At 68.9% G+C, this 12,606-nt stretch carries 11 protein-coding genes; 4 read left to right on the forward strand and 7 right to left on the reverse strand.

Features of this window, described 5'->3' with window-relative positions; all coding sequences use genetic code 11:
- The first annotated feature begins 1 nt into the window (after position 1).
- Entirely contained in the window at positions 2-490 is a 489-nt protein-coding gene (locus WDU93_RS09445) for a DUF2017 family protein (RefSeq protein ID WP_337319893.1), read from the forward strand.
- Between the two features lie 10 nt (positions 491-500).
- Here WDU93_RS09445 and WDU93_RS09450 read toward each other — a convergent pair whose 3' ends face one another.
- The 6 genes from WDU93_RS09450 to gatC form a co-directional block, all read right to left on the reverse strand.
- Positions 501-1,082, reverse strand: coding sequence for a nucleoside/nucleotide kinase family protein (locus WDU93_RS09450; RefSeq protein WP_337319895.1), 582 nt, complete (start codon positions 1,080-1,082; stop codon positions 501-503).
- Positions 1,066-1,383 (reverse strand): hypothetical protein, encoded by a 318-nt coding sequence (locus tag WDU93_RS09455; RefSeq protein ID WP_337319896.1) that lies wholly within the window; start codon positions 1,381-1,383, stop codon positions 1,066-1,068. Before WDU93_RS09455 ends, WDU93_RS09450 begins: the two co-directional genes overlap by 17 nt.
- 38 nt (positions 1,384-1,421) lie before the next feature.
- Positions 1,422-2,675: a DNA polymerase IV gene (gene dinB / locus WDU93_RS09460; RefSeq protein WP_337319898.1), complete on the reverse strand. Its 1,254-nt coding sequence runs from the start codon at positions 2,673-2,675 to the stop codon at positions 1,422-1,424.
- A gap of 198 nt (positions 2,676-2,873) precedes the next feature.
- Positions 2,874-4,388, reverse strand: coding sequence for an Asp-tRNA(Asn)/Glu-tRNA(Gln) amidotransferase subunit GatB (gatB, locus tag WDU93_RS09465; protein WP_337319900.1), 1,515 nt, complete (start codon positions 4,386-4,388; stop codon positions 2,874-2,876).
- Complete coding sequence (gene gatA, locus WDU93_RS09470; RefSeq protein ID WP_337319902.1) at positions 4,388-5,911, reverse strand: Asp-tRNA(Asn)/Glu-tRNA(Gln) amidotransferase subunit GatA; 1,524 nt, start codon at positions 5,909-5,911, stop codon at positions 4,388-4,390. Before gatA ends, gatB begins: the two co-directional genes overlap by 1 nt.
- Entirely contained in the window at positions 5,908-6,207 is a 300-nt protein-coding gene (gene gatC / locus WDU93_RS09475) for an Asp-tRNA(Asn)/Glu-tRNA(Gln) amidotransferase subunit GatC (protein WP_337319904.1), read from the reverse strand. Before gatC ends, gatA begins: the two co-directional genes overlap by 4 nt.
- 43 nt (positions 6,208-6,250) lie before the next feature.
- On the opposite strand from gatC, the gene WDU93_RS09480 reads away from it, so the two are divergent.
- The 3 genes from WDU93_RS09480 (at position 6,251) to WDU93_RS09490 (ending at position 10,230) form a co-directional block, all read left to right on the forward strand.
- A complete protein-coding gene (locus WDU93_RS09480; protein ID WP_337319906.1) occupies positions 6,251-7,951 on the forward strand; it encodes a long-chain-fatty-acid--CoA ligase in 1,701 nt (566 codons plus the stop codon).
- A 25-nt stretch (positions 7,952-7,976) separates the two neighbouring features.
- Positions 7,977-9,809: a DEAD/DEAH box helicase gene (locus WDU93_RS09485; RefSeq protein ID WP_420064060.1), complete on the forward strand. Its 1,833-nt coding sequence runs from the start codon at positions 7,977-7,979 to the stop codon at positions 9,807-9,809.
- Between the two features lie 145 nt (positions 9,810-9,954).
- Positions 9,955-10,230 carry an acylphosphatase gene (locus WDU93_RS09490; protein WP_337319908.1) on the forward strand — a complete coding sequence of 92 codons (276 nt, stop codon included), beginning with the start codon at positions 9,955-9,957 and terminating at the stop codon, positions 10,228-10,230.
- A 7-nt stretch (positions 10,231-10,237) separates the two neighbouring features.
- On the opposite strand, the gene ligA is transcribed toward WDU93_RS09490, so the two are convergent.
- Positions 10,238-12,565: an NAD-dependent DNA ligase LigA gene (gene ligA / locus WDU93_RS09495; RefSeq protein WP_337319910.1), complete on the reverse strand. Its 2,328-nt coding sequence runs from the start codon at positions 12,563-12,565 to the stop codon at positions 10,238-10,240.
- Positions 12,566-12,606 lie beyond the last annotated feature (41 nt).

Raw genomic sequence — 12,606 nt, forward strand, 5'->3', positions numbered from 1 at the left:
TGTGACCATCACTCTCCCGACCGTCGAGGGGCAGTATCTGCACGACCTCGTCGAGGAGTACCTGCAGGTGATCGGCGATGCGGCATCCTCCTCCGATACGGCTGTCGACCGGCTCACCCCCGACATCTACCCCGACGACCCTGAGGCGTCGGCCGCCTTCCGCACGGCCATGCATGATGACCTGCTCGGCCGGCGTCGTCACGACGCACAGGTCGTCCTCGCCTCACTCACCGCGCTCACGCGGAGCGACGCGCAACCGGCGGGCGCTCGCAGGGCCGCGGAGGTGGTGCAGCTCACCGATACGGAGCTGGATGCCTGGCTGCGCACGCTCTCGGCGATGCGGCTGATCATGGCCGACCGCCTGGGCATCGTCACGGAGGACACCCACGACCCCGATGACCTCCGCTTCGGCGTCTACGACTGGCTCGGCTACCGGCTCGACCAGCTCGTCAGTGCCGCCGATGACAGGGATGCGGCGAACGGACGTTAGCGCGCGGCCGTCACGGCACGTCGACCACGAGGTCAGCGAGTGAGCGCGGATCGTCCCGGCGGATGTGCGCCTCTTCCTGTGCCGCCCACATCTTCCAGTGCGAGCGGAACGCGTCGCCGTCGCGCTCCAGGGCGCGGTAGCGGCGCGACTCTGCGGGCCCATCCACCCACACCGTGAGGTCGGCGAGCCGCGCGGATGCCGGGGTCAGAACGCCGCATCCCTCGACCAGAAGGGCGAGTGCGGGATCCACGGCGTGGCTCTCGGCCTCTGCACCTTCATCCCAGTCCCAGCGCCGCCAGGTGCCGAGCAGACCGCGGCCGTGCGGAACGAGGATGAGCTCGCGTGCCCGCTCCGCTCCGGCGGCGAGGCCATCCCACCCTGGGTAGAGGGAGTCCAGCGCGACGACCTGCAGCCGACCGGCCAACGGCCAGGCATCGGCGACACGCGCCGCGAGCGAGGTCTTACCTGCGCCGCTGCGCCCGTCGATGAGCACGGCGGGGTTCGACGTCGACAGGCTGCGCACGCGGCCCAGAATCTCCGCGGTGGCGGCATCAAGCCGCTCCGCGAACGGATCGTTACTTCTTGAGTGCACGGATGATGCGCGTCAGGGCACGCCCGGTGACCCACACGAACGGCACTGCTGCGGCCAGCAGCACGATGAGGTTCGGCTCGAAGCGCAGACCCTCCTCACGGCGCACGTAGACGCCGAGCGGAATAGCGATCCCTCCCCCGGTCCCTCCGTCTCCGTTCTCGACGCCGCCGCCGGCGAATCCGGTCACCGCGAGGGCAACCGGCGTCACCTGTACGCCGTCGACGTCGATGGTGTCACCGTAGGCGCTCTTCACGCCGAAGGCGGACGCCTGCTTTCCGAGCTCCAGTGCAATGTTCGGCATGCCCTCCACGCTACTGGACGTGCGTGTCACGTGTGACCTCACTCCTGAGGGGCGCCAGGGCGCGGCGCCGATCCTCTGCCCTGCCCGCGCCCTACGTGGCGTGCCCGCGTGATCGTGCCGATGCCGAATCGCTCGCGAGCGCCGTCCAGCGCGTCTTCGAGGCGCCGCCGGTCGGCATCGTCGTCCCACAGCGCCAGTCCGGCACCGCCCGCGGGGCGCAGTCGCTCGGCGCGAACCCCGACAAGCCGCACCGGGTCATGCCGTTCAATCTGTTCGAACAAGCCGACAGCGATCTCACCGATCCGGTGTCCGACAGCGGACGCCTCGGCGAGCGTCGCCGATCTGTTCACGGTCGTGAAGTCGAGGAACCGGATCTTGATCGCCACGCCTCCGGCTTCCCACCCACCGGTCCGCAGGCGCGCACCGACGCGGTCGGCGAGGCGCAGCAGCTCGGAGCGCAGGAGCTCGCGGTCGTCGACGTCGGTCTCGAAGGTCTCTTCGTGCCCGATGCTCTTCTCGACCCGCGTCGTCTCGACCGCGCGAGCATCTTCGCCACGCGCCAGCTGGCGGATGCGCGCACCCAACGCGGGCCCCAGAGCACGGTCGAGGGCGGCATCCGGTGACTCGCGCACGTCGCGAATCGTGCGGATGCCGCGCCGTTCGAGCGCCTCTGCGGCCTTGGGTCCGACGCCCCACATGGCGCCCACCGGACGAGGGTCGAGGAATTCCTGTGTCCGCGCCGCAGGAATCACCAGCAGCCCGTCAGGTTTGCTCAGCGTCGAGGCCATCTTCGCCACATGCTTGGTCGCGGCCACGCCGACGCTGCACGTGATGCCCACCTCTTCTGCCACCCGTCGGCGGATGAGGGCGGCGATCTCGCCCGGACTCCCCCACAGCCGACGCACTCCCCGTACATCGAGGAAAGCCTCATCGATCGAGAGCGGCTCGAGCAGCGGCGTGATGCTCTCGAAGACCTGCATCACCCGGCTCGAGACGGCCTGATAGCGCCGGAAGTCGGGCGGGACGACCCGCGCGGTCGGGCACAGGCGCAGGGCCTGCCCCACCGGCATCGCGGCGCGCACGCCGTAGCGCCGTGCCTCGTAGGACGCGCTCGAGACCACCGAACGACCGTCCGGCGCGCCGATGATCAGCGGCAGCCCTCGCAGCGACGGATCGTGCAACACCTCGACCGCCGCGTAGAACGCATCCATGTCGACGTGCAGGATGCCGGTGCCGCTGTCGTCAGCGCCCGGCGGCGAGACGATCCGTCCCGACCCATCCCCTCGTCCCATGCATCCATTCTCTCCGCCGCCACCGACATCGTCCCTCGCCCGCCCGGTCCACCCTCCCATGTCCCACTTTTCGCAGACCATGTCCCACTTAACGCAGAGCGTGTCCCACTTTCTGCGGTCAAACAGGCTGTGTAACAGCAGAAAGTGGGACACGCTCGGGGTGGCGCTCCAACACACCGGCGGATGCCGGAGCGGATGCTACTGGGCGGCACGCTCCAGGATCAGCTCGCGCACGCGTGCGGCGTCGGCCTGGCCCTTCATCGCCTTCATCACCGCGCCGATCACGGCTCCGGCGGCCTGCACCTTGCCGTCCTTGATCTTCGCGAGCACGTCCGGCTGGGCGGCGAAGGCCTCGTCGATCGCGGCGAGCAGCGCTCCGTCGTCCGAGACGACCGCGAGGCCGCGGGCATCGACGACCTGCTGCGGCGTACCCTCACCGGCGATGACGCCCTCCAGCACCTGGCGGGCCAGCTTGTCGGTAAGGGTGCCATCGTCGACGAGCAGCTGCAGCGCGGCGACGTTCTCGGGGCTGACCAGCTCGGCGGCGTCACGCTCCTGCGCGTTGGCGACACGGGTGATCTCGCCCGTCCACCACTTGCGGGCCGCCGCCGGGGCAGCGCCGGCGGCGATCGTCGCCTCGACGACGTCGACGAGCCCGCCGTTGCGCACGTCCTGGAACTCCAGATCGGTGAAGCCCCAGTCGGCCTTCAGGCGACGCCGACGCGCGACGGGCTGCTCGGGCAGTGCCGCCCGCAGCTCCTCGACGAGCTCCCGCGAGGGCTCAACCGGCATGAGGTCGGGCTCGGGGAAGTAGCGGTAGTCATCGGCATCCGACTTGGGGCGACCGGGAGAGGTGACGCCCGTGTCCTCGTGCCAGTGACGGGTCTCCTGGATGATGGATCCGCCGTCGGCGAGAATCTGCGCCTGCCGCTGGATCTCGTACCGCACGGCACGCTCGACCGAACGCATCGAGTTCACGTTCTTCGTCTCGGTGCGGGTGCCGAGCTTCTCCTGGCCGCGGGGGCGCAGCGAGACGTTCGCGTCGCAACGCAGGTTGCCGCGCTCGAGTCGTGCCTCCGAGATACCGAGGGCGCGCACGATGTCACGGATCGCCGCGATGTACGCCTTCGCGTACTCGGGCGCACGGTGCTCGGCGCCGAAGATCGGCTTGGTGACGATCTCGACGAGCGGCACGCCGGCACGGTTGTAGTCGACGAGCGAGTACTCCGCACCCTGGATGCGGCCAGTGGCACCACCCATGTGCGTGAGCTTGCCGGCATCCTCTTCCATGTGTGCGCGCTCGACGGGGATCGTCACCAGCGTGCCGTCCTCGAGCTCCACCTCGACGGAGCCCTCGTAGGCGATCGGCTCGTCGTACTGCGAGATCTGGTAGTTCTTGCCGAGGTCCGGGTAGAAGTAGTTCTTCCGGGCGAAACGGCTCGACTCGGCGATCGAGCACCCCAGCGCGAGGCCGAGGCTGATCGACGAACGCACCGCCGTCGCATTCACGACCGGCAGCGAACCGGGAAGCCCCATGTCGACCGGCGCGATCAGCGTGTTCGGCTCGGCGCCGTGGTTGGCGTCGTTTGCCGGGTTCGGGGCGTCCGAGAACATCTTGGTCTCGGTGTTGAGTTCGACATGCACCTCGAAGCCGAGCACCGGCTCGAACAGTTCCAGTGCCTTGTCGAAGTCCATCAGCTTGTCCGCGGCCATCAGCGGGTCCCTCCTGCGGTGCCGAGCTGGGGTGCACGCGACAGCAGCGGCGCTCCCCACGAGTCAAGGAGCGCGGCCTCGAGGGCAGCGCCCACGCGATACAGGCGGGCATCCTCCCGCGCCGGGGCGAGGAACTGGATGCCGACCGGCAGGCCGTCTTCCTCGGCGAGCCCGGACGGGATCGAGATGCCGGGGATGCCGGCCAGGTTCGCCGGGATCGTGGTGAGGTCGTTCAGGTACATCTGCAGCGGGTCGTCGATCTTCTCGCCGATCTTGAACGCCGTGGTCGGCGCCGACGGGGTGGCGATGACATCGACCTCGGCGAACGCATTCGCGAAGTCCTGCTGGATGAGGGTGCGCACCTTCTGGGCGCTGCCGTAGTACGCGTCGTAGTATCCGGCCGACAGTGCGTAGGTGCCGAGGATGATGCGGCGCTTGACCTCGGGGCCGAACCCGGCCTCGCGGGTCGCCGACATGACGTCCTCGACCGTGGCGCCCCCCTCGGGGGTGACGCGCAGACCGAAGCGCACCGAGTCGAACTTCGCGAGGTTGCTGGATGCCTCGGCCGGCAGGATCAGGTAGTACGCGGCGACGGCGTACTCGAAGTGCGGGGCCGAGATCTCGACGATCTCCGCGCCCTGCGCCTCCATGCGCGCCAGCGACTCGCGGAAGGATGCCGCGACGCCGGGCTGGAAGCCCGAGTCGGGGAACTCGCGGATGACGCCGACGCGCAGCCCCTTGAGCACCTCACCGGTGGCGCCCTCACGGGCGGCGGCCGCGAACGAGGGCCAGGCCTCATCCAGCGACGTCGAATCCTTAGGGTCGTGTCCGCCGATGATGTCGTGCAGCAGACCGGCGTCGAGCACGGTGCGGGTGACGGGGCCGACCTGGTCGAGGCTCGACGCGAGCGCGATCGCGCCGTAGCGGCTCACGCCGCCGTAGGTGGGCTTGACGCCGACCGTGCCGGTGACGTGCGCGGGCTGACGGATCGAGCCACCCGTGTCGGAGCCCAGGGCGAGCGGCGCCTCGAACGCGGCGACGGCTGCCGCGGAACCGCCGCCCGAACCGCCGGGGATCCGGTCAAGATCCCACGGGTTGCGGGTCGGACCGTACGCGGAGTGCTCGGTCGAAGAGCCCATCGCGAACTCGTCCATGTTCGTCTTGCCGATCGGGATGAGCCCCGCAGCGCGCGAACGTGCGACAACGGTCGCGTCGAAGGGCGACATGTACCCCTCGAGGATCTTCGATCCACTCGTGGAGGGCTGATCAGTCGTGACGAGAACGTCCTTCACAGCGAGCGGCACACCCGCCATGGGGCCGAGGTCTTCGCCGGCTGCCCGGCGACGGTCGACGTCGGCCGCGGCGGCGAGAGCGTGCTCGTTCACGTGCAGGAAGGCGTGCACGTCGCCGTCGACGGCGGCGATGCGGTCGAGGTGGGCCTGCGTGGCTTCCACGCTGGACACGTCGCCGGCGGCGATCTTGGCGGCAAGCTCCGCGGCATTCAGGCGGATGATGTCGCTCACTGCTCCTCCCCCAGGATCGCGGTGACGCGGAAGCGGCCGTCGGCGGCATCCGGAGCGTTCTGCAGCGCCTGCTCACGCGTCAGCGGCGTGCCGACCACGTCGGGACGGAAGACGTTGCTCATCGCAATCGGGTGGCTCGTGGCGACCACGTCGGGGGTGGCGACCTGGGCCACCTTGGCGATGTTGTCGACGATGGCGTCGAGCTGACCGGTCAGCTGCGTCACCTCGTCATCGGACAGCTGGATGCGCGCGAGCACACCGAGGTGGCGCACAAGATCAGGGGTGATTTCAGACACCCCCTCAGTATAGTTGGACGCCCTGCGCACATATGCTGGGCGGGTGACGACGTTCCAGCCTCCTCGCCCCTGGGTCGCCAGCTACGCCGCTGGAGTCCCCGAAGACCTCACCCCCGTGACGGGATCCCTGATCGATATCGTGGCCGCCTCCGCACGCGACTATCCGGATGCCCCGGCGCTGGAGTTCTTCGGCCGGGAGACCACCTACGCACAGCTGCAGGAGGCGATCGACCGCGCGGCGGCGGGTCTGCGCGATCTCGGCGTGCGTGCCGGAGATCCCGTCGCCATCGTCCTGCCCAACTGCCCGCAACACATCATCGCGTTCTACGCGGTGCTGCGCCTGGGCGCGATCGTCGTCGAACACAACCCCCTCTACACCCCGCGGGAGCTGCGCAAGCAGTTCGAGGATCACGGCGCCAAGCACGCGATCGTATGGAGCAAGGTCGTCTCGACCATCCAGGAGTTCCCCGCCGACCTCGCCGTCTCGACGCTCATCTCGGTCGACGTGACGCGGGCCATGCCGTTCCTCACCCGCCTCGCCCTGCGCCTTCCGATCGCCAAGGCCCGCGAATCGCGCGCGGCCCTCACCGAGAAGGTGCGCGGCACGGTCTCCTGGGATGCCGTGGTCGCCTCCGACCCACTGCCCGCGTCGCATCCTGCGCCGCAGACCGACGACCTGGCGATCATTCAGTACACCTCCGGCACCACCGGATCCCCGAAGGGGGCGGCGCTCACGCACCGCAACCTCCTCTCCAACGCCGCGCAGTCGCAGTCGTGGGTGCCCTCGATTCACCGCGGCGACGGATGCGTCGTATACGCCGTGCTGCCGATGTTCCACGCCTACGGCCTGACCCTGTGTCTGACGTTCGCGATGTCGATGGGCGCCCGTCTGGTGCTGTTCCCCAAGTTCGACCCCGACCTCGTGCTCGACGTCGTGAAGAAGCATCCCGCGACCTTCCTGCCGCTGGTGCCGCCGATCGCCGACCGCCTGCTTTCCGCAGCGAAGGAGAAGGGCGTTTCGCTGGAAGGCATCGAGGTCGCGATCTCCGGCGCGATGGCCCTGCCACATGAACTCGTGGTGCCGTTCGAAGAGGCCACCGGCGGGTATCTGGTCGAGGGGTACGGACTCAGCGAGTGCTCACCCGTGCTGATGGCCAACCCCGTCGCCGACAACCGCGTGCCGGGCACGGTGGGTCTGCCGCTTCCCGGCACCGAATGCCGTGTCGTCGATCCGGAGAACCCGACGCAGGATGTCCCGCAGGGCACCGCCGGCGAACTCGTCGTGCGCGGGCCCCAGGTGTTCTCCGGGTACTACGGCAAGCCCGAGGAGACCGAGGCGGCGTTCGTCGACGGGTGGTACCGCACGGGCGACATCGTCACGATCGATGAGGCGGGTTTCGTGCGCATCGTCGACCGCATCAAGGAGCTCATCATCACCGGTGGCTTCAACGTCGCCCCGACCGAGGTCGAGAACGCGCTGCGGCAGCATCCTCTCGTCTCGGATGCCGCCGTGGTCGGGCTGCCCAGCGATCATTCCGGCGAAGAGGTTGTCGCGGCGATCGTCATCGACGGCGGTGCGGACGTCGATGTGGAGGCGGTGCGGGAGTTCGCACGAGGCATCCTCACGCCGTACAAGGTGCCGCGGCGCATCTTCGTCGTCGATGAACTGCCCAAGTCGCTGATCGGAAAGGTGCTGCGCCGCCAGGTCAAGGAGCAGCTCATCGCGCTCACCGGAGCGAAGTGAGGCTCGTAGGCGCTACCTTTGGGAAGTGACTCCTGAAGAAGCAGTGACGACCGAGTCGTCTGAAGAATCCGCCGCGACCCCTGGATTCGAGGACCTCGGTATCACCGGGCCCGTACTCAAGGCCATCCGCGACCTCGGCTACGAGACCCCCTCGCCGATCCAGGCCGCGACGATCCCCACCCTGTTGTCCGGTCGCGACGTGGTTGGCATGGCGCAGACCGGTACCGGCAAGACCGCCGCTTTCGCGCTTCCCGTGCTGGAGCGCCTCGACCCTTCGCAGAAGATCCCGCAGGCGCTCGTGCTCGCACCGACCCGTGAGCTCGCCCTACAGGTGTCGGAGGCGTTCGAGTCCTATGCGTCGCGGATGAAGGGCGTGCATGTGCTGCCCGTCTACGGCGGCCAGGGGTACGGCGTGCAGTTGTCTGCCCTCCGGCGCGGCGTGCACGTGATCGTCGGTACGCCAGGACGCATCATGGACCACCTCGCCAAGGGCACGCTGGACCTGTCCGAGCTGAAGTACCTCGTGCTCGACGAGGCCGACGAAATGCTCAAGATGGGCTTCGCCGAAGACGTGGAGCAGATTCTGGCGCAGACCCCCGAAGACAAGCAGGTCGCCCTGTTCTCGGCGACCATGCCGCCGCAGATCCGTCGTCTCGCCCAGCAGTACCTGCGCGATCCTGAAGAGATCGCGATCAAGTCGAAGACAGCCACGAACACCAACATCACCCAGCGCTACCTCGTGGTCTCCTACGCACAGAAGGTCGATGCCCTCACCCGCATCCTCGAGGTGGAGAACTTCGACGGGATGATCGTCTTCGTCCGCACGAAGAACGAGACCGAGACGCTCGCCGAGAAGCTGCGCGCCCGCGGCTACTCCGCCGCCGCGATCAACGGCGACGTACCCCAGGTGCAGCGTGAACGCAGCGTCAACCAGCTCAAGGACGGCAAGCTCGACATCCTCGTCGCCACCGACGTCGCCGCCCGCGGCCTCGACGTGGAGCGGATCAGCCACGTCGTGAACTTCGACATCCCCACCGACACCGAGTCGTACGTGCACCGCATCGGCCGCACGGGCCGCGCGGGCCGGACCGGCGACGCCATCAGCTTCATCACCCCGCGCGAGCGGTACCTGCTCAAGCACATCGAGCGTGCCACCCGCCAGGAGCCGACGCAGATGCAGCTGCCCAGCACCGAAGACGTGAACACCACGCGTCTGGCGCGCTTCGACGACGCGATCACGCAGGCGCTGCAGGAAAGCGCGCGTATCGAGGCGTTCCGCGACATCATCGCCCACTACGTGCGCAACAACGACGTGCCGGAGGCTGACGTGGCCGCCGCTCTAGCCGTGGTCGCACAGGGTGAGACCCCGCTACTGCTCGACCCCGAGCGCGACGAGCTCTCGCGTGCCGTGGAGCGTGACAACCGCCCGCCGCGGGAGAAGGGCGGCCGGGATGCCGGCCGCGAGCGTGCTCCTCGTACCGAGCGCCGCGGGCGTGGTGACTACGCGCCGTACCGCATCGAGGTCGGCCGTCGGCACCGCGTGGAGCCGCGCCAGATCGTCGGTGCGCTGGCGAACGAGGGCGGCCTGGGTCGCGATGACTTCGGCGCGATCAACATCCGCCCGGACTTCTCGATCGTCGAGCTGCCCGCGAACCTCGACCAGGCGGTGCTGGACAAGCTCCGCGACACCCGTGTGTCGGGCCGGCTCATCGAGATCAAGCCTGACCGGGGCCCGCGCGGCGGTGGACGCCGTGATAATGACGGTGGCGGGCGTGGCGGGCGCTATAACCGCGACGACCGTGCTCCGCGCGGCGACCGCGACGACAAGCCGTTCCGCAAGCCACGGCACAAGAACTGACGGCGTGCGCTCCGCGCGGAAATGAGCTTTTCGCGCGGGGGCATCCGGCCGTTCCGAGCGCGTGACGCGCACATCTCCGCGTCACGCGCTCGGAACCCAGGCGCAGGGTGAGCGCCTGGAGCGCAACCGGGTGCATCCTGGGTAGATGACCTCACGCAGAGTCACCGTCACCGGACGGGTGCAGGGTGTCGGCTTCCGCTGGTTCGTGCGGGCTGCCGCGGAGACAGCTGGTGTGTCGGGATGGGTGCGGAACCAGCGCGATGGAGCTGTCATGGCCGAGTTGCACGGCCGCGCCGACGCGGTCTCGCAGGTCACGGCAGCAATGCGGCGCGGCCCTCATCACGCTCGTGTCGAGCAGCTCACGATCGAAGAGCTCCCGGAGACGGATGCCGCAGGCTTCGACATCCTCTCGACGTCGTGACCTGCGCTCACGCCTCGCGGGCGTCGAGAGCGTCGGGCCCTTCGGTCACCAGCAGGTGGAATTGTGCGGCGTCAAGAATGCGGATGCCGAGCTCTTCGGCCTTGGCAAGTTTCGAGCCCGCACCGGGTCCTGCCGCGACGTAGTCGGTCTTCTTCGACACCGACGATGCCGCCTTCCCACCGGCCTTGATGATCGCCTCCTGTGCCCCTTCCCGGGTATAGCCCTCAAGAGAGCCCGTGGCGACGACGGTGAGGCCGTCGAGCACTCCGCCCGCATCCTGCGCCGCACCAGGACCGGGGTGCCCAGGCGTCGCCCACTGCACGCCTGCCTCGGTCCACCGGTCGATGATCTCGCGATGCCAGTCCACGTCGAACCAGTCGAGCAACGAGTCGGCGATGATGCCGCCGACGCCGTCGACCGCGGCGAGCTCGTCACGAGATGCCGCGCGAATCGCGTCCAGCGACCCGAACCACTGCGCCAGCTCCCGCGCGGCCACCGGGCCGACGTGACGGATGTTGAGCGAGACCAGCAGGCGCCAGAGCTCCTTGGTCTTCGCCTTCTCCAGCTCCGCGAGGAGTTTGATCGCCTGCGAGGACGGCTGCGGGCCGACGAGGCCCTCCTTCTTCTCGGCTGCGGTCGGGTTGCGCCGGAACGGCGCACGGGTCTTCACGATCCCGTCTTCGTCCTCCTTGGGAAGACCCGTCTCGGCGTCACGCACGAAGAGCTCGATCGGAACGATCTCTTCGAGGGTGAGCGAGAAAAGCCCCGCCTCCGTGACGAGCGGCGGCATCTCGGGGAACGTCGGCTGGGTGAGGGCGGCGGCGGTCACCTCGCCGAGCGCCTCCACGTCGAGCGCGCCACGCGATCCGATGTGCTCGACGCGGCCACGCACCTGCGCCGGGCACGAGCGGGCGTTCGGGCAGCGCAGGTCGATGTCACCCTCCTTCATCGGACGCAGCGGCGTCCCGCACTCCGGGCAGTCCGCGGGCATGACGAAGGCGCGCTCCGCTCCGGTGCGCTTCTCCACCACCGGGCCGAGCACCTCGGGGATCACGTCACCGGCCTTGCGCAGCACGACGGTGTCGCCGATGAGCACACCCTTGGCCTTGACGACATCCTGGTTGTGCAGCGTCGCCTGTCGCACGACAGACCCGGCCACGTGCGCCGGCGCCATCACGGCGAACGGGGTCGCGCGCCCGGTGCGGCCCACAGAGACGACGATGTCGAGCAGAGTGGTCTGCACCTCTTCGGGCGGGTACTTGTAGGCGATGGCCCAGCGCGGTGCCCGGCTGGTCGCCCCGAGCTCGTCGTGCAGAGCAAGCTCATCGACCTTCACGACGACGCCGTCGAGCTCGTGTTCGATGTCGTGGCGATGCTCGCCGTAGTAGGCCACGAAGTCGGCGACCTCGTCGATGGTCCGGCACACGCGGGTGTGCGGGCTGGTCGGCAGGCCCCACTCGGCCAGCAGCTCGTACACCTGAGACTGCGCCGCAACCGGCGGCTCCGTCCACGCGCCGATGCCGTGCACGTAGAGGTCGAGCGAGTCAATGCGCAGCAGGCCCGCCTCGCGCTCGAGCCCCTCCTTCTTATCGAGCTGCTGGCGCAGCCCGCCGCTGGCGGCGTTGCGCGGATTGGCGAAAGAGGGGAAGCGCCGGGCGGCTGCCGTGCGAGCCTTCTCTTCGTCGAAAGGCTTCTTGGCGCCGCCGCGTGCATCCCACCGGGCGAGTGCCTCGGCATAGGCCTGCTCCCGGAATGACGCCTGCGCGGCGTTGAGGCGCTCGAACGCAGCGACCGGGATGAACACCTCGCCACGGACCTCGACGATCGCCGGGTGTCCCTCGCCCCTCAGACGCGGGGGGATCTGCGGCAGACGCAGCGCGTTCTCGGTGACGATCTCGCCGATGCGGCCGTCGCCGCGCGTCGCCGCGGAGGTGAGCACGCCGTTCTCATAGCGCAGGTTGATGGCGAGACCATCGATCTTCAACTCGGTGAGCCAGTCGACCTCGCGCCCGGCCGCAGCTCGGGTCTTCGCGGCCCATTCACGCAACTCGTCGAGCGAGAAGACGTTGTCGAGACTCAGCATCCGCTCGGCGTGCTCGATCGTGTCCAGACCGGTCGTGTCGGCTGCACCGACCATCTGCGTCGGCGAATCCTGCCCCTGCAGCTCGGGGTGCAGCCGCTCAAGCTCTTCCAGGCGATGCATCCACCCGTCATAGGTGGCGTCGTCGACGAGCGAGGTGTCGCGACCGTAGTACGCGTCCTTCGCTTCAAGGATGCGGGTGGTCAGCTCTTCTGCCTCGGCACGGGCGGCTTCCAGCGAGATGTTCTCGGGCACCTGATGAGTCTACGAGCGACCTCGGACACGCGGTGCCGCGG

This window comes from Microbacterium istanbulense, assembly GCF_037204145.1.
In the GTDB taxonomy this organism is placed as follows: Bacteria; Actinomycetota; Actinomycetes; order Actinomycetales; family Microbacteriaceae; genus Microbacterium; species Microbacterium istanbulense.

What these genes read in the sequence shown, in the direction of transcription:
- WDU93_RS09455 (WP_337319896.1), bottom strand. Translation starts at nt 1,383, where the DNA reads ATGCCGAACATTGCACTGGAGCTCGGAAAGCAGGCGTCCGCCTTCGGC.
- dinB (WP_337319898.1), bottom strand. Translation starts at nt 2,675, where the DNA reads ATGGGACGAGGGGATGGGTCGGGACGGATCGTCTCGCCGCCGGGCGCT.
- gatB (WP_337319900.1), bottom strand. Translation starts at nt 4,388, where the DNA reads ATGGCCGCGGACAAGCTGATGGACTTCGACAAGGCACTGGAACTGTTC.
- WDU93_RS09490 (WP_337319908.1), top strand. Translation starts at nt 9,955, where the DNA reads ATGACCTCACGCAGAGTCACCGTCACCGGACGGGTGCAGGGTGTCGGC.